General features: G+C 52.1%; 22 protein-coding genes. 14 read left to right on the forward strand and 8 right to left on the reverse strand.

The window, feature by feature from the left end:
* Position 1: 1 nt before the first annotated feature.
* The 4 genes from hutU to hutI all read right to left on the reverse strand — a co-directional run bounded on the left by hutU (position 2) and on the right by hutI (position 4,781).
* Entirely contained in the window at positions 2–1,687 is a 1,686-nt protein-coding gene (gene hutU, locus HV334_RS16355; RefSeq protein WP_181220641.1) for a urocanate hydratase, read from the reverse strand.
* A 125-nt stretch (positions 1,688–1,812) separates the two neighbouring features.
* Entirely contained in the window at positions 1,813–2,532 is a 720-nt protein-coding gene (locus HV334_RS16360; RefSeq protein ID WP_181220642.1) for a histidine utilization repressor, read from the reverse strand.
* Between the two features lie 87 nt (positions 2,533–2,619).
* Positions 2,620–3,561 carry a formimidoylglutamase gene (gene hutG / locus HV334_RS16365; protein WP_181220643.1) on the reverse strand — a complete coding sequence of 314 codons (942 nt, stop codon included), beginning with the start codon at positions 3,559–3,561 and terminating at the stop codon, positions 2,620–2,622.
* Positions 3,558–4,781 carry an imidazolonepropionase gene (hutI, locus tag HV334_RS16370; RefSeq protein WP_049269855.1) on the reverse strand — a complete coding sequence of 408 codons (1,224 nt, stop codon included), beginning with the start codon at positions 4,779–4,781 and terminating at the stop codon, positions 3,558–3,560. The genes hutG and hutI overlap by 4 nt, the downstream gene beginning before the upstream one ends.
* Positions 4,782–5,004: 223 nt before the next feature.
* On the opposite strand from hutI, the gene HV334_RS16375 reads away from it, so the two are divergent.
* The 13 genes from HV334_RS16375 to HV334_RS16435 all read left to right on the forward strand — a co-directional run bounded on the left by HV334_RS16375 (position 5,005) and on the right by HV334_RS16435 (position 19,179).
* Positions 5,005–6,288, forward strand: a complete 1,284-nt coding sequence (locus HV334_RS16375) for a putative acyl-CoA thioester hydrolase (RefSeq protein ID WP_047502440.1) — start codon at positions 5,005–5,007, stop codon at positions 6,286–6,288.
* 560 nt (positions 6,289–6,848) lie between these two features.
* Positions 6,849–7,541 (forward strand): prepilin-type N-terminal cleavage/methylation domain-containing protein, encoded by a 693-nt coding sequence (locus HV334_RS16380; RefSeq protein WP_181220644.1) that lies wholly within the window; start codon positions 6,849–6,851, stop codon positions 7,539–7,541.
* A gap of 70 nt (positions 7,542–7,611) precedes the next feature.
* Positions 7,612–9,789, forward strand: a complete 2,178-nt coding sequence (locus HV334_RS16385) for a type II secretion system protein (protein WP_181220645.1) — start codon at positions 7,612–7,614, stop codon at positions 9,787–9,789.
* A gap of 16 nt (positions 9,790–9,805) precedes the next feature.
* Positions 9,806–10,261: a TcpQ domain-containing protein gene (locus HV334_RS16390; protein WP_019076325.1), complete on the forward strand. Its 456-nt coding sequence runs from the start codon at positions 9,806–9,808 to the stop codon at positions 10,259–10,261.
* Positions 10,262–10,281: 20 nt separating this feature from the next.
* Positions 10,282–11,724 carry a type II and III secretion system protein gene (locus tag HV334_RS16395; protein WP_047497825.1) on the forward strand — a complete coding sequence of 481 codons (1,443 nt, stop codon included), beginning with the start codon at positions 10,282–10,284 and terminating at the stop codon, positions 11,722–11,724.
* 7 nt (positions 11,725–11,731) lie between these two features.
* The gene (locus tag HV334_RS16400; protein WP_181220646.1) at positions 11,732–12,277 is read left to right on the forward strand and encodes a hypothetical protein; all 546 of its coding nucleotides are present in this window, start codon (positions 11,732–11,734) and stop codon (positions 12,275–12,277) included.
* A gap of 4 nt (positions 12,278–12,281) precedes the next feature.
* Positions 12,282–13,136 (forward strand): hypothetical protein, encoded by an 855-nt coding sequence (locus HV334_RS16405; RefSeq protein WP_181220647.1) that lies wholly within the window; start codon positions 12,282–12,284, stop codon positions 13,134–13,136.
* Entirely contained in the window at positions 13,118–13,654 is a 537-nt protein-coding gene (locus HV334_RS16410; RefSeq protein ID WP_047497815.1) for a hypothetical protein, read from the forward strand. The genes HV334_RS16405 and HV334_RS16410 overlap by 19 nt, the downstream gene beginning before the upstream one ends.
* Before the next feature lie 143 nt (positions 13,655–13,797).
* Entirely contained in the window at positions 13,798–15,180 is a 1,383-nt protein-coding gene (locus HV334_RS16415) for an ATPase, T2SS/T4P/T4SS family (protein ID WP_141875514.1), read from the forward strand.
* Positions 15,164–16,201 (forward strand): type II secretion system F family protein, encoded by a 1,038-nt coding sequence (locus HV334_RS16420; protein ID WP_049282667.1) that lies wholly within the window; start codon positions 15,164–15,166, stop codon positions 16,199–16,201. The genes HV334_RS16415 and HV334_RS16420 overlap by 17 nt, the downstream gene beginning before the upstream one ends.
* Positions 16,202–16,213: 12 nt before the next feature.
* The gene (locus HV334_RS16425) at positions 16,214–17,011 is read left to right on the forward strand and encodes an A24 family peptidase (protein WP_153690592.1); all 798 of its coding nucleotides are present in this window, start codon (positions 16,214–16,216) and stop codon (positions 17,009–17,011) included.
* A 12-nt stretch (positions 17,012–17,023) separates the two neighbouring features.
* Complete coding sequence (locus HV334_RS16430; protein WP_249415025.1) at positions 17,024–17,800, forward strand: M23 family metallopeptidase; 777 nt, start codon at positions 17,024–17,026, stop codon at positions 17,798–17,800.
* Positions 17,801–17,814: 14 nt separating this feature from the next.
* Complete coding sequence (locus tag HV334_RS16435; protein ID WP_103766049.1) at positions 17,815–19,179, forward strand: hypothetical protein; 1,365 nt, start codon at positions 17,815–17,817, stop codon at positions 19,177–19,179.
* Positions 19,180–19,294: 115 nt separating this feature from the next.
* Here HV334_RS16435 and pgl read toward each other — a convergent pair whose 3' ends face one another.
* On the reverse strand, positions 19,295–20,290 hold the full coding sequence (gene pgl / locus HV334_RS16440; protein WP_016156024.1) for a 6-phosphogluconolactonase: 996 nt from the start codon (positions 20,288–20,290) through the stop codon (positions 19,295–19,297).
* Between the two features lie 165 nt (positions 20,291–20,455).
* Here pgl and HV334_RS16445 point away from each other — a divergent pair, with 165 nt between their 5' ends.
* Positions 20,456–21,274 carry a pyridoxal phosphatase gene (locus HV334_RS16445; RefSeq protein ID WP_181220648.1) on the forward strand — a complete coding sequence of 273 codons (819 nt, stop codon included), beginning with the start codon at positions 20,456–20,458 and terminating at the stop codon, positions 21,272–21,274.
* On the opposite strand, the gene modC is transcribed toward HV334_RS16445, so the two are convergent.
* From modC to modA, 3 genes are read right to left on the reverse strand one after another with little or no spacing between them, the layout of a single operon-like run.
* On the reverse strand, positions 21,275–22,333 hold the full coding sequence (modC, locus tag HV334_RS16450; RefSeq protein ID WP_016152328.1) for a molybdenum ABC transporter ATP-binding protein ModC: 1,059 nt from the start codon (positions 22,331–22,333) through the stop codon (positions 21,275–21,277).
* 2 nt (positions 22,334–22,335) lie between these two features.
* Complete coding sequence (gene modB / locus HV334_RS16455) at positions 22,336–23,025, reverse strand: molybdate ABC transporter permease subunit (protein WP_016152327.1); 690 nt, start codon at positions 23,023–23,025, stop codon at positions 22,336–22,338.
* Positions 23,025–23,798, reverse strand: coding sequence for a molybdate ABC transporter substrate-binding protein (modA, locus tag HV334_RS16460; protein ID WP_016152326.1), 774 nt, complete (start codon positions 23,796–23,798; stop codon positions 23,025–23,027). The genes modB and modA overlap by 1 nt, the downstream gene beginning before the upstream one ends.
* Positions 23,799–23,836: the final 38 nt, after the last annotated feature.

Consider the following 23,836-nt stretch of genomic DNA (forward strand, 5'->3'; position numbering starts at 1 on the left):
ATCAGCGTTTCTCCTGCGTCGCCGCGACCATCGGCAAATTCAGCCCTTCTTCGACGGCGCAATCCACCGCAATGTCATACCCGGCGTCGGCGTGGCGCATCACCCCGGTAGCCGGATCGTTATGTAATACCCGGGCGATACGCGCTGCGGCTTCATCAGTGCCATCGCAAACAATCACCATCCCGGCATGCTGGGAGAAGCCCATTCCTACCCCGCCACCGTGATGCAGTGACACCCAGGTTGCACCGCTGGCGGTGTTAAGCAGCGCGTTCAGCAGCGGCCAGTCGGATACTGCATCAGAACCGTCGCGCATGGCTTCGGTTTCGCGGTTCGGGCTGGCGACGGAGCCGGAATCCAGATGATCACGGCCAATAACAATCGGCGCAGACACTTCGCCGCTGCGCACCATTTCATTAAACGCCAGCCCCAGTTTTTGACGCCATTCCAGACCGACCCAGCAGATACGCGCCGGTAATCCCTGGAAGTTAATCCGCTCACGCGCCATATCCAGCCAGTGGTGCAGATGTTTATCGTCAGCCACGATCTCTTTCACTTTGGCATCCGTTTTATAAATATCCTGCGGATCGCCGGAAAGCGCCACCCAACGGAACGGGCCAATGCCGCGGCAGAACAGAGGGCGAATATAAGCAGGGACGAAACCAGGGAAATCAAAGGCGTTTTCCACGCCCATCTCTTTGGCCATCTGGCGAATGTTGTTGCCGTAATCAAACGTCGGCACGCCCATTTTGCTGAACGCCAGCATTGCCTCGACGTGCGTTGCCATTGAGCGTTTCGCCGCCTGTACCGTGCCCTGCGGATCGGACACCGCTTTCGCCTGATACGCTTCCCAGCTCCAGCCGGACGGCAGATAACCATGCAGCGGATCGTGGGCGCTGGTCTGGTCAGTGACCATATCCGGGCGCACACCGCGCTTCACCAGTTCCGGCACAACGTCGGCGGCGTTAGCGCATAGCGCAATGGAGACCGCTTTCCCCTCACGGGTGTACTTTTCGATACGCGCCAGCGCGTCTTCAAGCGATGTCGCCTGCTCATCCACGTAGCGGGTACGCAGACGGAAATCGATCCGGCTTTGCTGGCACTCAATATTCAGCGAGCAAGCACCTGCCAGCGTTGCGGCTAACGGTTGCGCCCCACCCATGCCGCCCAGCCCGGCGGTCAGCACCCAGCGTCCGCTCAGGTTACCCTGATAATGCTGACGCCCGGCCTCAACGAAGGTTTCATAAGTCCCCTGCACGATGCCCTGGCTACCGATGTAGATCCAGCTCCCGGCGGTCATCTGGCCATACATCGCCAGCCCTTTGGCGTCCAGCTCGTTGAAGTGTTCCCAGGTAGCCCAATGTGGCACCAGGTTGGAGTTGGCAATCAGTACGCGCGGCGCATTGTCATGGGTTTTGAAAACGCCAACCGGTTTACCGGACTGGACCAGCAGGGTCTCATCGGTCTCCAGTTTGGTCAGCGCGTTGACGATGGCGTCATAACATTCCCAGTCCCGCGCGGCGCGACCAATCCCGCCGTATACCACCAGCTCATGCGGATTTTCCGCCACATCGGGATCCAGGTTGTTCATTAACATGCGCAGCGGCGCTTCGGTCAGCCAGCTTTTGGCCGTTAACGTGGTGCCGCGTGGGGCACGAATATCCTGCTGACGGTACTTGCTATGAGACATGGTAGAGCACTCCTCGCGAACGATCGGACAGAAAAGTAACATATACTTGTCTATACAAGTTGTCGCAAGCGTGCTTTTAACAAAAAAGATACAATTTTATTATACTGCGGCAGCAATCACGCTTTTCAGGACATAAACCGCCCTTGCAGGCGATAGCGGGAACCCGGGAAGAGCAAACGGGCATGAGAGACAATAGATGACGCAGACCAGGTTTTACGGCGGATCAGCAGGCAGGGATCGTGTTCTTTGATATTCAGCAGCACGCACTCTTCGGCACTGGCGCGTACCGCTTCAACAATATGCTCGCCTTCCGTTAAAGGGGCTATCAGCGACAGATACGCGTGCGGCGTAGTCTGGCTGTAATCCTGCACCAGATACGCTGGCACAATTTCGGCATTCACGCAGCGATCTTCAATCTGCACCGGCAGTTCGTTCTCGTAGTGCACCATGACAGAGTGAAAAATGGAGGTGCCTTCTTTGACGTTTAACACCAAAGCCTGCTGCGCGCTTGCCTGGGTTCGTTCCAGCGTGATCACCTCGCAGCGGTGCTGATGCTGACGGGCGTTGATTTCATCCGCGATGCTGCGAATTTCAAATAGCGCAGACTGGCCCTTCGGCTCGGCGACAAACGTCCCTACGCCCTGCAAACGAACCAGTAACCCTTCATCCGTTAACTCACGCAGCGCCCGGTTGATGGTCATGCGGCTGAAACCATACTGCGCCACCAGCTCCGCCTCAGAGGGAATGCGATCGTGAGGTTGCCAGATACCGCTGGCAATCTTTTCGCTGATCTCCTGTTTGACCTTTTCGTAAAAAGGTGCCGGAGCAGAACGGGATGGGAGCATGCGTAAGCCTTCCTTAAGCTGAGAATGTGAGTGGGTACAGTTTACAGGCATTACCCGAACCTGATAAGCGTAACGCCATCAGGTATATCAGTGCCACCAGTGCGCGATTTGCCAACCTAATCGCGCCGCAACGCGCGCCGCTCTGCCATCATCGTCAAAGCGTGGATTAAATTCAACCATATCCACCGCCTGCAGTTTACCGCTACGACACAGGGGTTCAATCAGATTCAGCAGCGTCGCCAACGGTACGCCCAGCGCAGCGGGTGCCGACACGCCGGGCATTTCCCACACCGGCAGCACGTCGAGATCGATAGTCAGATAGATAACATCCAGGTTGGCGACAAACTGCGCTAACTGCGCCTGCGCCGTTGCACAGTACAGATCCTCCACCACGGTCACACCGAGCCGTTGCGCCTCATCCCATAGCGCCTGGGTGTTTGCCGCCCGACTGACACCGATACAGGCATAGTGAAATTCACGCTGCTGTTCATCGCAAAGCTGCGCCAGTTGGCGAAACGGTGTACCGGAAGTAGCCTGATCGGCATGGCGCAAATCGAGGTGCGCATCGAAGTTGACGATCCCCACTTTCGCCTGCGGGAACGCATCCAGCACGCCTGCGCCGTGCGCAAATGCAGTTTCGTGTCCTCCCCCCAGAACAAAGGTACGCATATTCTCCTGCTGACAGCGCTGCACCGCATTGCGTAGCGCCTGCTGCGAGCCCTCAAGGTCGGGGGCCTGGGCCACAATATTTCCCAGATCTACCAGCCGATGATGCCCATCGTGGCTGGCTAAATTCGCCAGCGCCTTGCGCAGCACATCGGGCGCTCCGGCGGCTCCCGTCCGGCCCTGATTACGTTTCACGCCTTCGTCGCAGGCAAACCCAAGCAGCGCTATCTGCTCGCGATACATTTCTGGGCTAAATGTTGGGCTCAGCGTGATAGTCTGAAACAGGCGCAGCGCATTCGGCGATTCGGCGCGGTCATCACGTCCCTGCCACAGCGCAGGTGAAACAGGTTGCCAGTGAGTCATACTATTTGTCCTTTGAATACGCGTTGGTAGAGCGGGTTACGCCCCGGTTCGTACAGGATCTCGACCGGGAGAGTGGCATCCCACACCACAAAATCGGCCACAAACCCGGCCTTCAATTGACCATGAGTGGCATGACGTCCCAGCGCCCGGGCCGCATGTCGGGTGACGCCCGCCCATGCTTCTTCCGGCGTTAAACCAAACTGAACGCAGGCCATATTCATCGCCCAGTGCAGGCTGATAAACGGGCTGGTACCTGGGTTAAAATCTGTCGCCACCGCCATCGGTACCTGATATTGACGCAGCAACGCCACCGGCGGACGCTGTTGCTCTTTAAGGAAATAGAATGCGCCGGGCAGCAGCACGCCGACCGTACCGCTTTGGCTCATCGCCGCTACGCCCGCTTCATCGAGATATTCAATATGATCGGCGGATAACCCGTGGTAGCGGCTTACCAGCTGTGCGCCACCCAGCAATGACAGCTGTTCAACATGGCCTTTAATCGGGATGCCCAACGCCTGCGCGGCCTGAAACACCCGCTCGCTCTGCGCCAACGAAAAACCCACGCTTTCACAAAACAGATCGACGGTCTCGAACAGCCCTTGTTCCCACAGCTGCGGCAAAATGGTCTCGCACACCAGCGTAATATAGCCGTCAGGATCATCCCGGTATTCTGCTGGAGTCGCATGGGCAGCCAACAGCGTGGGGCTTATTTCAATGATATTCTCCGCCGCCAGCGCCGCTGCCACGCGCAATATTTTCTCTTCTGTCTGCAAATCCAGGCCGTAACCGGATTTTATTTCCAGCAACGTAACGCCTTCTTTGATCAGTTGTTCCATACGCTGATGCGCTAGATGTAAGAGTTGCTCATCACTGGCGCTGCGGGTTGCTGATACGGTGGCATTGATACCCCCACCCTGGGCGCTTATCTGCTGGTAGGAGACACCGTTTAGCCGCTGCTCCCATTCGCCTGCGCGGTTTCCACCAAAGACCAGATGCGTATGACAGTCAATCAGGCCAGGTGTAATTAGCCTGCCCTGCATATCAAAGGTATTGTCATGTGTGAGATAGAGCGATGACTCCGGGACGATATCGCGAATCTTCCCCTGGCGGACGATCAGCGCATGACCCTCCACCAGCCCATACGGGGTGTTACGTTCGGGATCCATGGTCGCCAGACGAACATTGCGCCAGATAACATCATCAGGGAAGAATTGCTGCATTCGACTCACCACTTGTCATAGGTTGTATAGACATTTATTTTTGATTATACGGATGTTGTCAACCTGAAGGACCGTAATTGTTATGTATTTGTGATATAAGGACTCTCCGCGCCGGGCATTGCGGCGATAAAAACAACTTTTTACCTTTTAACCTTCCCGTTTCGCTCAACTTAGTATAAAAAAGCAGGCTTCAATGGATAACTTTCAAAGCCCGGAGCAACCTGTGAACATATCATCAGTTTCCCGTCTGGCGCTGGCAATGGCTTTTGGCGTGACGCTGACCGCCTGTAGCTCTACGCCGCCCGATCAAATTCCTTCCGATCAGACCGCGCCAGGTACCTCTTCGCGCCCGATCTTGTCGGCCAATGAAGCGAAAAACTTCGTTGCTGCGCACTATTTTTCCGCGCTGACGCCAAACACCGCGCCGTGGAGCCCTTCTGCTATTTCTCTGCCTGCACAGCCTGACTTCGTGGTTGGCCCGGCTGGGACTCAGGGCGTCACCCATACCAGCATTCAGGCTGCGGTTGATGCAGCAATCATCAAGCGTACTAACAAACGTCAGTACATCGCGATTATGCCGGGCGAGTATCAGGGCACGGTATATATCCCGGCAGCAACGGGAAGTCTGACGCTGTACGGCATGGGCGAAAAACCGCTGGATGTGAAAATTGGCCAGGCTATTGATGGTGACATGAGCACCGCAGACTGGCGTCGTACGGTGAACCCGGGCGGTAAATACATGCCGGGTAAACCGGCGTGGTATATGTTTGATAATTGCCAGAACAAGCGCGGCACAAATATTGGCGTGATGTGTTCTGCCGTCGTCTGGTCGCAAAATAATGGTCTGCAATTGCAGAACCTGACCATCGAAAACAATCTGGGTGACAGCGTTGATGCGGGTAATCACCCGGCCGTTGCGCTACGTACCGATGGCGATAAAGTGCAGATCAATAAGGTCAACATCCTCGGTCGCCAGAATACGTTTTTCGTGACTAACAGCGGCGTACAAAACCGTCTGGAAAACGATCGTCAACCGCGTACTTTGGTAACCAACAGCTACATTGAAGGCGATGTGGATATTGTTTCCGGTCGCGGCGCCGTGGTGTTCGATAACACCGATTTCCGCGTTGTGAACTCCCGTACGCAGCAGGAAGCCTATGTGTTTGCACCAGCGACGCTGTCAAACATCTACTACGGCTTCCTCGCCACAAATAGCCGCTTCACGGCGAGTGGTGATGGCGTGGCGCAGTTGGGCCGCTCGCTGGATGTCGATTCAAACACTAACGGTCAGGTCGTTATCCGCGACAGCGTGATCAACGAAGGCTTTAACATGGCAAAACCATGGGCTGACAGCGTTATCTCGAAGCGTCCTTTTGCCGGTAATACCGGTGCAGAAGATGACAAAGGTGAAATCCAGCGCAACCTGAACGACACCAACTTCAACCGCATGTGGGAATACAACAACCGCGGTATCGGTAGCAAAGTGGTTGCCGAACCGAAGCAGTAATCACAGCCATCAAACCGCTGGCGGGAACACTCCCGCCAGCCCCCTTCACCGCTTTCAACGTCTTTTCTTCACACAGGTAATATTTTCACCAACGCAGGTTTAAATTGATCGCGTGAATCAATCTATTTATAGCCATAATAATTCGAGTTGTATGAAGGCAAGCCCAGGCGCTTACCTAAGTAAGTTACAGTAACGTTTAACTGGACAAATATTGTTTTGCCGCTAAACTCACTTTTTAACCTAAAATAGATAAAAAGCCAAGCCATATTAATTTTAATGTATGAGCATTGTCAATATATATCACTCTCCGGAAAAGGAAAATTACCGTAACTTTTTCTAAAAATAAATCAAAAAACCCGTTACGATATTTCCAATATATAATATATATATTGTGAAATTTTATTAAAAAATAACTCATCAGACCAGTCACCTTTATTCCTAATTATCCCATCACAGCTTTTAGCTTCTGGTGATTTACGAAAAATGCCGCATATAATCTTTTGGCACAGTGAGTGCAGGGTTAATTTTTTACAGCAACTAATATCTAAGGATTTATGGATATGAAAAGCATGATTCATTCATGGAAAAGGAAATCAGCGCAGTATCGTGAGCTGAAAAAGCAGAAAGGCGTAACGCTGCTTGAAATTATCATTGTACTGGGCATTATCGGTATTATCGCCGCAGGTGTGATTATTCTGGCACAGCGTGCGTTTAAAGCGCAGGATATTTCTGGGATTATTGACAATACCAACTCCGTTCGTGTTGCAATGAGTGAAGCGTATAAAGACCAGGCAGAATATCCAGTCCCGACAAATAGTATCACTGGTTTGACGAAAGCAAATATCGCCACTGAAGATAGCGATACCCCAATTTCTACCCTGGTGAAAATGGGTAAAGTTGATGTACCAGAAGCCTTTAACGGAATTTCCAGCGATGCGTTTGAAATTGGTGCGGCAAAAATCGCTAGCACTGGTACAAATAAAGGTTTCTATCTTGTTATTAACGGTCTGGAAGTAGAAGACTGTCGTAACCTTGCATCGCAGATAGGTGCCCAGTGGGATTACGTTGCAAGCAGTACAGCAATCGCAGGCGCAGAAGCTGGTGCTGGTGTCATTGACATGAGTGGAGCCGTTAGTTCGACTGTTCTGAAAACCCTCTCAACGGATAACCTGAATCCGACAAACATTGCGAATGCAGACTTCTGTAACGCTACGTCTGAGGGTGCCAGTGCTTTAATCCTGGGTAGTCGCTAATACGCTTATATTTTATGTAGTACTTGTTCTGCCCCCTGAAGGGGGCAGTTTTGCTAAATGGATTTAATAGATGATAAGTAAGCGCAACGCTAATATTTACGAACGTCAGGCAGGCGTCACCCTTCTTGAAATGATTGTTGTGCTTGCCATTATCGGCATGTGCCTGATGACTTATGCCAATTATAAACTAAAAGAAGCCCAGCAAAGTCACCAACTGATTGTCGCTGATATGATCGCCCGTGATATTTCCGGCGTGATGCGATTTGTGGCACAAGACAAACTGGCTACCACAAATAGCGCACAACAAGCCAACCCACTGTACGGAAAAAATACTCACGTCAATATCGCGAATTATGATAACCGCGTTACTAACAGGACATTACAGGATTCACCCGACACGGATGATAATAATTTTTATTCCGGTTGGTCTGCTGCTGTGTCAACACAAACCGATGTATCGCCCACCCGGGGTTCTCGCTATCTGTTTCTGGGTAGCGAATGTAGAAATGGCAATATTGAGAAAGGGAAACTGCCCTTCAAGCTTACGGAGTCTATGCTGCCGTGTGAACTGCGCCCTGGCGCCGAATCGCTGGAGTTAGTGCTGGAACGCGTGGACTTCGTCAACAACAGTCGCACCAGCGGGTTGGGCATTGAACGTGTCGACTTCTATCTCGTCTACCAGACAGATGCCGAGAACGAAGGTCTCCATTTTGCCGGATTTATTAAGCCGCTGGAAAAAGCGCTGAAAAGTGTCGATCTCGGTTATCTGCAGGCGGTGGTGTTTGAAATCGAGGGTAACGGTAATTTTAACCTGGTAACAACGGCCTCAGGCCAACCGCTGCAGATGGGTGACGTTCCCAATCATATGAGCAGGCTTGATACGAATAAACGTTACGGCATTCGCTTAAGCTTAGACAAAAACAGTGAAGATATTACTGCCGATGGTTCTGTTCCGGCTGCCAAGCTGTGCTGGAACGATGCCAAAGGCGAGGCCGGACCGTGTATTACGGCGATTGATGAAGACCGCCTGCTGATTACCAGCAGCGATGCAACGGGCAAAGATAAAAACGAACCGGCGATGTGCTGGAGCAGAGAGCAAAACAAGAGCACGCTGTGCCTGGCGGCAATGAACAGCAACGGCGTCAATCCGGATGGCAGGCTTAATCCAGACGGCACGCCGTATAATCCGGACGATCGCATTCTGCATCTGCGTACCAGCGCGGATAAAACAGACGGTAGCGAAGTGGATCCTGCTTCGCCGAGCTCGCTCAAAGGCACCACCGGCACGCTGTACGCCAATATCGTGATGGAAAATACCTCGCGCAAGCATCCGGAAAAATGGTATGTGGCTTACAATGGAACTGATGCTGACAGGCTTAAAAACGGTATCCAGGATGATGATGATACCAGTAGCTTACCTAATCAATTTGCAGATGCTTTCCATGGTCAGTATGAGCTGGTGACGCCCACCACCACCTTTTATCAGTCATTCAAAAACGATTACCCGCAGGGTAAAGGTCCGACAGGAGCTGATCCTGTTTATACAGCCGCAAATGATAGTACAAATTACAACAAGCTCTTAAGTGAGCCGGGCGTGATTCGTTTACCGTTGCAAACGTGTCCTAAAGTAACCGGTATCGATAAAGACCGTAAAACCAAGCTGCGTAGCCTCTATCCCCGCCTGTCGGTCGCCATATCATCTGTCGCGGCAGATGAGGATGATGGGGCAAACAAAACCGGTGGCTATTTCGACTATACCCAGCAGGGGGCAACCCGGACGAATAGCTACAAGAGTCAGAACGATCCGAAACCTGTGGGCGCGGTAGCCGCTGTGGCGATCCAGGCCAACATCGTGGTGAACAAAGATATTGTCTCTGCCAACGTCCCGGATAAAGTGAACGTAAACGGAATCTTTGAAGACTGGATCGCGGAGAAATGGTTTAAAGGCACAGGTAATAATCTGGACGAGCCCTTCTGGTTAATCAGCGCCGCGTCGGCAACAATTACCCCAGGTGGCAAAAAAGATGTGAATAAAATAAACCCACAGTCTCTCTCGGTGGTAATTAACCAGTGGTGCAGCACAATCCCGCAGGGGGGAATGATTTCATCCGAAGGTTACGCCTGGACTGAGGCGGAGCCGAATAAGTATGTGCTCCATTCTCTTGTTGCGGAAGATAACGATCTTAAATTTTATAAAGAAAACGGTGATGAACTTAAGATTCCGGACCATGAAAGAAACACCTATTAATCATTGGAAGAGTAAGATGAAAAAAACATGGATAATTGGGGCTGCCGTGTCCGCATTATTAGGCAGCCAGGGAAGTTTTGCCGCCAGCGCGCCAGCCGGGCAAAAAATTGACGCAGGGATGTTAACCACCACGCCAGTGAAAGAAAGTACAACCACGCCGCGAAATCCCTTTTCCGGAGATGATACGGTGAAAAGCGTCGCGCCTGTCAGTGCGCCAGTGGTGGAAATAAAAATTGATTTACTGGAAGAGGAGTTATTAAGCCAGCAACTCTCAAAATGGGCGCAGCAAAATGGCTATAAGTTGCTCTGGAACAGCTCAACTGATTTTGTTATTTACAAGGCAATTCATTTGCAGGGTAAATCAACACAGGATGTGCTGGTTAAGCTTGGACAAGTATTTACGTCAGAAAACTACGGGCTGGTGATAAAAGACTACCAGGCGAATAACGTACTTATCATTGATGAGCAGTAATTAAGCAAGGGAATAATGCTATGAAAATTAAAGTTTCGCTTCTGGCGTTGACGCTGGCTCTTCAGGGTTGTACGTCTATTGATACCAAGTACGATAAAAGTATTGTCCCGCAGGAAACCGGCAACCCGACCACTGCGGATGAAATGAAAACGACCGGTTATATGAAATATAACGAGCCTTATCTGGGCAAAAAGGTTGAATATAACTCCCGTAAACAGGCGCTGCTGCGTAAGCAAGTGAGTATTCAGTCTTACGAGCCTACCGATCTGGCGACAATTCTTGAGGCGGTGACCGCGCAAACCGGTATTAGCTACCGTATTAATACTTCCGTTCCCGGTGGAAAATCGGATGCGGGGGAACCGGAGTTCCGTAGCGTTAAATTCAACGGAACGTTTGAGGAATTTACCCGCTATATTTCCGCGCTGTATGACGTGAATCCGCTGCTGGATAACAACGGCGTACTGGTCGTCTCTTATTTCCAGAACTATGTGCTAAAGCTCGATTTTTACGGCGAAGACAACAAGTTTGAGACCAGTCTCGATCTGTCCGGTAATGAAGCCACTTCCGGCGGCGGTCTGAAAGGCAAAGCCGAAACCAAGTTTGAATCCAGCTTCTGGGACGACGTTGAGGATATGGCGGATAAATTCGTCTCCAGCGGCGTTTACAGTATTTTCAAAGACGCCTCGATTCTGACGATCACCGCGCGTCCTTCGGAATATCACGCGCTGAATGAGTCACTGAAAAAATTTCAGGCGGATAACACCCGTCAGTTTGTCGTGACTTACAAAATATTCACCCTTGATAAGCGCAAAACGAAAGAGCTGGGCGGTGGGGTCAATATGACCTTCAACGACGGGACCTCCTCTTTTGGTATCGACAGCTCAGAAATGCTGATGAAGCTCTCCGGCGGCTTAACCGCAGGCTGGACCAATCAGCATATGAATATCAGCTCTCAGTTGGATGCCCTGTACGAACTCACCGGCAGTAAGGTGATCCAGAGCGGTTCGTTTATTACCCGTAATAACATCCCTATTCCGCTCAACATGACCACGTCGCAATATTATGTCTCCAGCCGTACCAGGGAACAAGATTCCAATACAGGAGACGTCAGTACGGAGGTGGAAACCACGGAACTGGTCACCGGCACCAGCTTTATTCTTACCCCGCGTATCTTAACCGACGGGCGAATTGAAGTGGCCAGCGGCTTTACCAAGCGCTACCTCAACTCAATCGATACCTTTGATGAAGTTCAGTTGCCGTCGGTAAGCACGACGGAAATGTTTAACATTTCCACAATTACGCCGGGTAGCCTGCTGCTGGTCAGCAAATACGAAGCGAAAGAGGATTCTGACGGTCAGGGATGGTCGGTGCTGGCAGGCTCAGTTACCAACAACGAACATGTCGAAACCGTGGTGATGGTAGTCGGTATTGATAATTACCGTGCCCCAACGCAGACCCGATGAGGGCATCATGCTTAAGCACTTATCAGAAAATCGGGTATTAATTGATCTGGTCTGGAGCTACGAGCCCACCTCTCACGAACCTTATTATCTTGACTGGCTGGCACATATACGGCGACCCCATCGCCAGTTAACGATCTTGTCGGATGAAGGGGAAATGGTTACGGGTTTCTGTACTAAACACTCCACCTTATATGAGCCTTTCGCTCTGTGGATGAAAGCCCTGTACGGTAACGGTATTTATTACTATGAGCAGGCGGAAAGCTACTATTTCCTGATTATCTCGCACGGTGTTCCCGTTTCGGGCAGCGACCGTCTGGTCTCCAGACGCTTCTGGATGAAGCTGAAAGAGCAACTGAAAGAATCGCCACAGTATGCGGATCTACCGTTAATTCAGTTAACGGAACAGCACATTGAGGCGGTGATTGAAGGCTGTACTGAACATCAGCGGCGGCAGAAAAAGCGGCGACAGATGATGATCGGCGCTCTGATAGCAGGCGGCATCGTATTTTTACTGGTGTTTATGACACTACTGAAATTATTTATAAAAGAATGAGAACGTGGCGGTCTCTGAAAATCTCTATTTCTGGAAGCGTCGTAATATAGGGGGCGGTTCTACCGGGCGAGGAGGTAATATTATCGTCTGGGTTGTTACGCTACTGATTTTATTAGCTGGCGGCGGCGGGGCGGGCTATTACTATTTTATCTGGAAACCGGAGCAGGAACGATTGGCCAGAGTCCAGGCTGAACAGGCTGCCCGCCAGCAAAAAATCAAAGCTATCGAAGATTTTTATCGCAACTCGCTCACGGGCGGCAGCATTTCTGATGCCAGCCTGCTGCTGGAGCAGCTCTTGCTGGCGAATAAAAAACTGTCGCAGGTGGGCTTTGCGCCAAAAAGTATTGAATGTACCAGTACGGGCTGTTCACTCAGCTATGCGCTGAATCCAGGGCGGATATTTAGCGTGGCCGATATTAATCTCTGGGGCAAAACCTGGTCGCCCAGTTTTTCAAAAAACACGCTGGACTATACGGGCATTGAGTCCGGGATGAATAAACACCCATGGCTCATCGCGTGGCAGAGTAAAAACACGGTCAATCTGCCGGTCTGTACCGATGTATTAAGTTATATCAGCACCTGGAACTCATTAGGCGGACGAAATACCGAACTGGTATTAACGGGGATGCCCTCCTCTGCCGTCGGGCAAAATGAAAGCGCGCTGAAAAGTGCGGTAACGTCATTCGGCATGCTGTTCGCCGGTTGGACGATCACCTCACCGACCAAAATGGATTTCTCAGGCGTGTCGTTGGTGTTGAATAAACAACCCTTTGCCGACGCGTTTATTATCAAATCAATCGTATTCAATGAAAACTCAACGCTCGTTACCGGAGGACTGGCATGCAAAAAGGGAAATTAATCATTGCGGGAATAGTGTTGACGCTTTCACCTGCTCTTTACGCCGCAGATACGGCAGAAATCATCCCCGCGCAGCAGGTTGTGCAAGCGGAAGGCACGCCGCCGTTAAGCGACGTATCGCCGATGCAGGATCACGTTGTTGAGATGATAGAAAAAGATTTCAACTTCGAGAGCCAGTACCGCGAGCTGGCGAATCAGCTTGCGCTGGAAAAAGTCCGCAGCGAGCTGCGTAAGCTGCGCGGTGAGAAAAAGGCGGATAGCGTAGCGGTTATGCCGATGAGCACCGCCAGCACAATGGATGATATTAGCGCTTCCCCAGGAGCAACGTCAGAATCTGCGCCAGGGCTGCGGCCGCTGCTGATTTCCGAAATCGCGGGCCAAAAACGCGTGGCGATTGCCGGCGCCGACGGCGGCGTGAAGATGGTGCCGCTGAATCAGCGTTTTAGCTACGGCGGTTATGACTATATTGCGCGTCATAACAAGGCGAATGACGTGACGGTCGAGGTTGTGGGTAAGTGATCGATTATATCCAGTTTAACGAGGAGAACATTCATTCTCAGGAGTGGCAATTCCAGGAGTATGACGGCGATATTCTGGTTGCTGAGCATGCGGATGAAGCCTGGTTACTGGTATCCACGCCTTTGATTGATAATCTGGCGCCAATGCAGGCGGTGTGCCACCGCCTGCAGGTTTCCCATAATATTCAGGTTAAGGGAATAGCGCAGGTTACTGAGAAAAATTATTACCTGATCGTTGAACAACTGCTGTCGGCGGGAAGTAAGCTGCTTGAGCAGGAAAGCAGTAACACACAGCTTGCGCTGGAAGAGATGCTGAAAAAGGCCGTGGGGTTAAAGGCCAGCGACCTGCATATCACCCGTAATGATATGGTGGCGAATATTGAGCTGCGCATTAACGGCGTGCTTTGTCCGTTTATACAGATGAAGGCGTCACGCTGCGATGAGCTGGTGTTCGTGCTCTACAACGTTGAGGCAAGCACCCGCGACACCACCTGGAACCGCAATATTGCGCAAAACGCCAATATCCTCTATTCGCTGGCGGGGAAAAGCTACCGCTTCCGCTATGCGCACTATCCGATATTTGGCGAGACCAGCGATTGCTATCACGCGGTATTGCGTATTATTCCATCGGGTCTGGACAGAGCCAGCGTCGCGAGCCTGGATAAGCTTGGCGTTTCCGATGAGGAAATTAGCGACCTCAAAAGGATCCTGAGTAACCCCTACGGCGCATATATTATTGCCGGAACAACCGGTTCGGGAAAATCCACCACCCTGAAAAATCTGATGGAGTGGATGCAGATCAACCGCTACGACAATCGCGGCTGTTTTCTGACCGTAGAGGATCCGGTCGAATATCAGATCTATGGCGCAACGCAAAGTTCGGTATTAAGCGGCGAGTCAGGAGGATTCCATTCGGCGATCAAATCCTCGCTGCGTCGCGACCCGGACGTACTGATGGTGGGGGAAATTCGCGACAATATCTCTTCTAACGCGCTGGCCGGGGCGGTGGAAAGTGGTCACTACTGCTTTACCACCGTGCACGCAGGCAACATCGTTTCGTTATTGCAACGCTTATCCGCGCTCGGTATTACCAGCGATAAGCTTTCAACGCCGGGCTTTATTGCGGGCTTACAGTGCCAGAAGCTAATACCGGTACTGTGCCCGCAGTGTAAAACGTCGTTACAGACCACCGCCATTAAGGGACGCGAGTTCCAGCTTTATGAAAAAAACGCTGAAGGCTGTCCGGCCTGCAAACACACGGGTATTGGCGGACGCCAGTTGGTGATGGAGTATTTGCTGCCAGTGTATGACGAGCTGGAGGCCATTGCTGAACAGAAGTGGCTTAAAGTTTATACCGTCTGGCGCGCGAAGCGATTAAAACAGACCGGCCTGAGCGAAGGATTCGAAATTAAAGAAAAAACGATGGCGGCGGTACTTCAGGGACGCGTGTGCGCGACCTGGTTTCAAATGGAATTTGGGCAAGTCGTTCAGGAAGAGCTGGAGGTAATAGTTGAAAAAATTCGGTAAGAAACAGCGTATTTATCTTTATCAGTTTTGCGCAGACATGATTAACGCTGAGCTTCCGCTGTATGATGCGCTGCAAAAATTACGCGCGGAAGGGGAAAAACTGCTCGGCAAAGGATTTGCTAAACGTCTGGAAGAGCTAACTGCGAAAATGGCGAAAACCACCTCTATTGCGATGGTTTTCGAGGGGCTGGTCCCTGAATCTGAACTGAGCGTGATTAACGCGGCGGAACGCAGCGGCAGCCTGGCTGACGGTTTTATCACCCTGGTAAACGTGATTAATTATAACGATGAACTGCGCAAGAAAATCGTCGGCGCCATCACCTTCCCGCTCATTATGCTGGTCCTGTCGCTGGTGGTAATAGGCGGTTATGCCTATAAGGTGTTCCCGGCTTTTGAAGGCGTTGTACCGGTTGAAAAATGGCCTGGCGTCACCAGCGCGCTCTATATTTTTGGGATGGCGCTGTGTAAAGGGCTGTGGATATATATCCTCATTGGTTTTATTGCGCTGGTTACCGTGATCAAAATAGCAATGGGCAAAATGACCGGGAATATTCGTAATCAGTTTTTTGACCGAATTATGCCGTTCTCAACGTATAAGCAGTTGACTGCCTCTATTTTTCTCAACAACCTGGCGCTGATGTTAAAAAACGGCATTCCGCTCAATGATGCACTCAGTATTATTAACCTGAACTCCAGCCGCTGGCTGCGCTGGCACCTGGCCGGGATGCAGAAGAAAATGGCGGCGGGCGTCAGCTATGGGGAGGCGCTCAATTCGGGTTTACTGAACACGGAAACGCTGCTCAATATCAGTCTTTACGCCGCGCTACCTTCGTTTAATGAGGTGCTGCTGGCGGTATCGAATAAATCACGTGAACACATTCGGGAATATATCACTAAACTTTCCGGGTTATTAAAAGCGCTCTCCACGCTGATATTAGGCGGTTGCGTAATATGGGTTTTTGCCGCGTTGTTTTCGCTCAGCGACAAGCTGGCGGCGATGGGCGCCAGCGGTTCTTTTTAGGAAAATTAAATCATGGATCTATTAATGCCATGGATGGTGGCTATTTTTATTCCACTTGGATTGCTGTTTGGCAGCTTAGCCAACGTGATTATTTATCGTCTGCCGCTGATGCTTGGCGTGATAGATGAGGATGATTCAGAAGGGGCGGCGGTTAATTTGTGGTGGCCGCCGTCGCACTGCCCTGCCTGTAAATCGGATATTAAGCCCTGGGATAATATTCCGGTTCTCAGTTGGCTGTTACTGAAGGGCAAATGCCGCCAGTGCGGCATTGCGATCCCGGTTATTTATCCGATTTCTGAACTGGCGATGGGGTTGGTATGGGGGGCGCTGGCCTGGTTTTACCTGCCGCAATGGTCTCCTCAGCTCGCGCTGGCGTATGCGCTGTTGTTTATGGTGCTCTACAGCGCGGCGATTATCGATTTTAAACATCTGATTCTGCCAGACGCGCTGGTCTTCACCGTGCTCTGGGGCGGGCTACTGCTTGCCGCATCGGGCTACTCCATGGTGCGGGTGAAGGACGCAGTTTACGGCGTCGCCGCCGCCTGGCTGCTGCTGTGGGCCGTGATGAAGCTGTGGGAGACGTTGTGCAAACGCGACGGTCTGGGCTACGGCGACGTCAAGCTCTACGCCGCCTGCGGGGCATGGCTTGGCTGGCAGCGCCTGCCGGAATTACTCTGCTTTTCGGCGCTGGCCGGGCTGCTGTTTTACGTCTGCGTGCGGTTCTTTTATACGCAAGAGGATGACAAACATCGCTTTTATATTCCGTTCGGTCCGGCTATCGCGCTGGTCGCGTTTTTACTGCTGCTCTGACGGGGGTCGATCGTGTCGTGTCTGATATGGAGCGTATGGCTAACAATAGCGCCGCTGGCGACGACCAGCTGCGAGCAGGCCTGGCAGCAGGCTTTCGTTCCGTCATTACAGGTGGCGCAAGTGTGGTCAGAAGAGAACCTGCAGATATCGTCCAGCGCTGCGGCGGTGGTTGATGATAACGCGCCGGTACGCTTTATCTGGCCCGTGGCGAAGCGCCAGATCAGCTCAGGATTTGGACAACGCCTGCACCCTGTGCTGGGGCGCATGATGCAGCATAAAGGGATGGATATTCCTGTGCCATTCGGCAGCAGCGTGCATGCAATCGCCGACGGCGAAGTAGTGGAGAGCGGCTACGATCGCGGCGCCGGGTACTTTATCACTCTCCGTCATGCGGACGGCTGGCTGAGCCGCTATTTTCATCTCGCCTCTGCGCGGGTGCGTAAGGGCGAAAAGCTGACGGCGGGCGAAGAGATCGCCGCATCCGGCAGCAGCGGTTTTAGCACAGGTCCGCACCTGCATCTGGAAATAGCCTGGCGAGGCGTGGCGCTCGACCCACAGCCCTTGCTGAACAACACCCCGCTGCTGGCGCGCGCCGGGCGTACGTCCACAGAAGAAAAATCCGACGCTCAGCCTCGGGTGGTGCTGGTTTCTCAGGGACCGGGCGGAACACGGATTACCGTCCGGTTTAACAACAAAACGCGCACCGTGGCACCAGGTAGTATGGTGTTTGGCAACTATCAGGTCGTGCTGTTGCGCAGTGGTAAATATCAGATTATTTCCGCTGTATAACAAGGAGCTACACAATGGAAAAAAAGAAAAGGATCGCTTTATCGGCGGGGTTGCTGGCGGCAGCGCTGCTTTTTAACCCTGGTGTGTTGGCAAGTGACGACACTCAGGAGCCAGAGAACAGCAAAGGGCATTTTGGCTTTCTGCCTCCGCAGCCACCGCTGAAACTGCCGGGATCACATTATTTTCTCGTTAAGGTTTCGAGTGATTTTAACAGTCTGGGTATGCCATCGCCTGGACGCTATCAGACCACAGGCGTGAATGTTTACTGGAAAACCAAGGGAATCGATCAGGAGCGGGGGCGTCCGCGATTTTCTTTTATTGGACCAAATCTGCCAAATTGTCCATTTTCGTCCAGTGCGCCCTGTAGCGTTACTTTGGCTAATGCTGATGGCGATAATGAGGACACCGTTGATGGTAAAAAACTGTATCAAATAGGATCAACGGAGCATCTGGAAGGGTTAGTCTGGGTTTATTCTAACACCGGTGCGACTAATGGAAACGATTGGTTTGGTTCCCCCTCACAGAACGAGGACTTTCATTGCTACGACCCAGCGCTATATCGTACTGATTATAGCAGGAGAACGCGATTTTTTCGGGGGTTTTATTGGGGATTTAAAGATTGCGGAAATAACATAGAAAACAAAGCAGACATCGTGTTCGATTCTAATGGTCAGTTTGTTCGCACGACTGAGCCTGATAATGATGTCCAGCTTTCTGCTATGTTCAATACGCAAGATCCAGAACTCTGCGAAGATGCGGGTTCCTTATACTGTGGTGGTTATCAACGCCCCGGTACTGCGGGAGGTAAACCCAGCGGCTATATCTATATCCCCAGTAATAATCTGGAGTATATGATTATTGAGGTAATGGGGTTTGAAGCTAGACTGGGTAATCCAGGTGCTCAGTATACTTTCCCCATTATAGCGATGAAATATACCAGCGTGAGTCCAGAAAACTATGAGATGGAATTTCTCTCAACGCATGACTCGGACAATTCGAATCCGCCCCCCATCCTGAAATCGTTTTATCAGAAAGGTTTTACCTCTTTCAGAAACATGAATCCAGAGGCATCCAACCTCCACTTGAATGAACCGGAACGTAACGACAGCGACGGATACGGTCGCATTTTGGATTTCAGAAATATTGACTATCTGGAGGTGGACATTAAATCTGTCGCCCATATGGAGATACATGGTGCCCCCCCCATGGCAAGGGATAATTACACGGGTTCGGGTAGGGGCGGAGTCGGGGTTAGTCTTCGCAAATATGACTGGAAATGTTCAGAAGGCCCTGAAGTAGTCCCTGACGGAGCAGAGCTTAATGGGGCAACAGAAGAGGAATACCTTAAGGCTAATTGTGCCTACAAGATGCGCTATTAATTGCTGACCGGCGGCGTCTGCGCCGTATGAGTTAATTTTTTCCCCGCGAGGTTCACACGGATGTGAACCTCGCTTTTTATCTTTGAACAGGCTTTTCCTGTTCTGACTGGTGGCGTTAGTACGCGTTCACCACGACCCACATCGGGCCCTGCCCTACCGCATAACGCCCCTTCTCTGCCAGCAGCCCCTGCTCGCCAGCAATCTCATACACCGCGATATGGTGCGATTTTTGCCCGGCTGCAATCAGGTATTTACCGCTGTGATCGATATTAAAACCGCGCGGCTGAACTTCAGTAGGCTGGAAACCCTCTTTGGTCAGCACGCTGCCATCTTCAGACACGCTAAAGATCGTAATCAGGCTGGCGGTGCGGTCACAGGCGTACAGATGACGACCATCCGGTGTAATGTGAATATCCGCTGCCCAACGGGTATCAGTGAAATCAGCAGGCATCATATCCAGCGTCTGCACACATTCAATCTTGCCGTACGGATCTTTCAGCGCCCAGACGTCAACGGAGCTGTTCAGCTCATTCACACAGTAGGCAAATTGCTTATTCGGATGGAACGTCATATGACGCGGGCCCGCGCCTTCAACGGTGGTCACTTCCGCCGGTTCCTGCGCCACCAGATGTCCATCATCGCTTACCTCAAAGAGACAGATACGATCCTGTTTCAACGCCGGAACCCACAGGATACGGTTATCCGGTGAGATGTTGGCCGAGTGGCAGCCGTCCAGACCTTCAACCACGTCAACCTGTTCCACCGGCAGGCCATCTTCCAGACGCGTGACGCTCACGCTCCCGGCGTTATAAGAGCCGACAAACACGAAACGTCCCTGATGATCGGTAGAAATATGCGTCGGGCTACCCGGCAGCGCAGACTCCGCCGCGAAGGTCAGCGCACCGTCATCAGGCGCAATGCGGTAAGCCAACACGCGAAACTCCGGGCGCACGCCAACATAGAGGTAGCGCTTATCCGGGCTGACGACCATCGGCTGTACCTGACCCGGCACATCAACCACCTGCGTCAGCGTCAAAGAACCATCATGATTCAGGCTCCAGACGTGGATTTGCTGACTTTCAGGGCTGGCGGTATAAACGGTTTGCTTCATGAATACTCCTTTGCTTTTTGGCAGGTGGCTGCAATTGCCTGACACACGCCTAAGGTAGACGCTTTTAACGGTGAATGCTTAATTAAGGCGCAGAATTTTGTCCGGCTCCCGTCTCGGTGTACCATTCCAGCAGACAAAATTCTCAACCTTAATCTGGAAATAACTATGACCGCACGCGTGATTGCCCTGGATTTAGACGGTACCCTGTTGACCCCGAAAAAAACCTTGCTGCCATCCTCTCTTGAAGCGCTCGCGCGCGCCAGAGAAGCAGGATACCAACTTATCATTGTCACAGGTCGCCATCACGTTGCTATTCATCCTTTTTATCAGGCACTGGCGCTGGATACACCTGCAATTTGCTGCAACGGCACCTACTTGTATGATTATCAGGCAAAAACGGTACTGGAATCCGATCCCCTTCCGGTAAACCAGGCATTACAGCTGATCGAAATGCTGGATGAACATCAGATCCACGGGCTGATGTATGTGGATGAGGCCATGCTGTATGAGCGCCCAACCGGGCATGTGGTGCGTACCGCTAACTGGGCGCAAACCCTGCCGCCGGAACAGCGCCCGACCTTCACCCAGGTACCTTCGCTAGTGCAGGCCGCACATGACGTTAACGCCGTCTGGAAATTTGCCCTCACCGACGAAGATATTCCGAAACTGCAGCAGTTTGGTAAGCATGTTGAACAGCAGTTGGGGCTGGAGTGTGAATGGTCCTGGCACGATCAGGTCGACATTGCCCGTAAAGGCAACAGCAAAGGGCGACGCCTTACCCAGTGGATTGAAGCACAGGGCGGGTCAATGGAAAACGTCATTGCCTTTGGTGACAACTTTAACGATATCAGCATGCTGGAAGCCGCAGGTACCGGCGTGGCGATGGGTAATGCGGACGACGCGGTCAAAGCCCGCGCCAACATCGTAATTGGTGACAACACCACCGATAGCATCGCGAAATTTATCTACTCCCACCTGCTGTAATCACGCGGTAATCGATACGCTCTTAATTTGCGCGTACAGCCACAGGCCAGGTTTGATACCCAGTTCATCCCTGGCCCACGGGCTGATCCTCGCCCACAGCGTTTTACCGCCCACTTCAAGCTGAACCTCCACCTGACCATTATCGTCATAGCACTGCGCGACTTTCGCCCGCAGCACGTTACGAATACTGGTCTGCTGCGGCGGTTGAAGCACCAGCGAAACATCAGATGCCTGAATACGAATACGCAGCGCAGTTTGCAGCGGTTGATCCAGCTTATTGACCCATAGATGCTGATCGCCAAGCGCCAGTGCAGTCATTGCGTAATGTGGATGATGTTCCAGCACGCTGACTTTCAGAATGCTGCTTTGCTGTTCCTTTGGTAGCCACGGGTGCATCACGCTGCTGCCCCAGACATCTTCCAGCGAACCGAACGCTTTGACCTGCCCGTTTTCCAGCACCATCACTTTGTCTGCCAGGTGCAAGATTTCATCGAGCGAGTGGCTGACGTAGAGCATCGGAATATTAATTTCACGCGCCAGGCGTTGCAGGTAAGGCAACAGTTCGCGCTTACGCGGGATATCCAGCGAGGCTAACGGCTCATCAAGCAACAACAGTTCCGGCGCGGTAAGCAGCGCCCGACCGATGGCTACGCGCTGTTTTTCACCGCCAGAAAGCCCGCCGGGCAGACGGTCAAGCAGCGATTCAATGCCCAACAGGGCCACCAGCTTATCAAACTGTCCGGCCATACTTTTCGCCATACCGTAACGCAGGTTGCCGCGCACTTTATAATGCGGAAACAGGCGCGCATCCTGGAAAACATAGCCCACCCGGCGTTTTTCGGGCGTTAAACAGATACCGTTCTCGACGTCGTTCAAAACCCGTCCGTTAAGCACGATGCGCCCGGACTGCGGCTGCGTCAGGCCGCTGATGGCGTTAATCAGCGAGGTTTTACCCGCGCCGGAAACGCCAAAAATAGCGGTGATCCCACTGGCTGGCAGCGTTTCGTTGAGCGTCAGGCAATGCGTCCCCAGCGTCTGGGAGAAATTAAGTTCCAGCATGATTACCGCCCCGTCCGTTCACGGCTAATACGCGCCAGCCATTCAGAAATCAGCAGTGAAATCAGCGCTAACACAATAGAAATGATACATAACCTTGCCGCCGCGCTTTCGCCGCCAGGGGTCTGGATCAGGGTATACATCGCCGACGGGATAGTGCGGGTTTCGCCAGGAATATTGGAGACAAAGGTAATCGTTGCGCCAAATTCCCCGAGGGAACGCGCGAACGCCAGCACCGTACCGACAATAATGCCAGGTAGCATCAGCGGTAAAGTAATCGTCACAAATACGCGCCAGCGTCCAGCACCCAGCGTGCGGGCCGCCTGCTCCAGCTTGACATCGACACCTTCCAGCGCCAGACGAATAGCCCGTACCATAAGCGGGAAAGACATCACCGCCGCAGCCAGTACCGCACCGCGCCAGCTAAAGGCAAAGGTAATGCCAAACCAGTCATACAGCCATTCGCCAATGAATCCGCGGCGTCCCATGGCAACCAACAGCAAATAGCCCACCACGACCGGCGGCAGTACCAGCGGCAAATGCAGCACGCTGTCGAGCAGCGCTTTGCCCGGGAACTTGCATCGCACAAGCAGCCAGGCAAAGAAGATCCCAAACGGCAGACTAAACAACACAGCCAGGGAAGAAACTTTCAGGCTCAGTATAACGGCCTGCCATTCAGGATCGGTCAGTATCATTACTTGGTCGTAAATCCATAACGTTTAAAGATTTCAGCAGCCTGCGGTCCTTTCAGGTAATCATAGAACGCGCTGACCGTTGCGTTTTTGTGCCCATCAACAATTGCGATAGGGTATTCCACTTTTTTGTGTGAATCTTCCGGGAAAGTCGCAACAACTTTTACGCCCTTGCTGGCGACAGCATCGGAACCATAGACGATCCCCAGCGGCGCTTCGTTACGCTCTACCAGCGCCAGCGCACCGCGCACATCTTCGGCAGGTGCCAGTTTCGGGGCCAGGGTATCCCATGCCCCCAGTTTTTGCAGCGCTTCTTTAGCATAAATGCCCGCCGGAACATGTTCCGGATCGCCAACGGCCAGACGCCCACCATTTAACAAACGGGTCCAGTTGGTTTTGCTGTCGATGGTGAAGTCTTTCTGCGCACTGTCTTTCGGTGCGACAACCACCAGGCTGTTACCCAACAGCGTTTCACGCGTTGCGGTATCAATCGACTTTTTGTCTACTGCGTAATCCATCCATTTCTGATCGGCAGAGATAAACAGATCGGCCGGAGCGCCTGCTTCAATCTGTCGCGCCAGCGTGGAAGAAGACGCAAAAGAAGAGACAACGTCAACGTTCTTCTCTTTTTTGTATTGCGTCGCAATATCCTGCATCGCGTTAGTCAGTGAAGCCGCTGCGAAAACAGTAATTTTTCCTTCATCCGCCAGCGCATGCCCGGCAACAGTAAGAGAAAGTGTTGCCCCGGCAAACAAGCGTAACCATGTACGTGCCATCTGTAACTCCTTTGAGTTTCGTTATGTAGTCGCAAATA

Origin of the sequence: Citrobacter sp. RHBSTW-00944, from assembly GCF_013615435.1 — a bacterium.
In the GTDB taxonomy this organism is placed as follows: domain Bacteria; phylum Pseudomonadota; class Gammaproteobacteria; order Enterobacterales; family Enterobacteriaceae; genus Citrobacter; species Citrobacter braakii.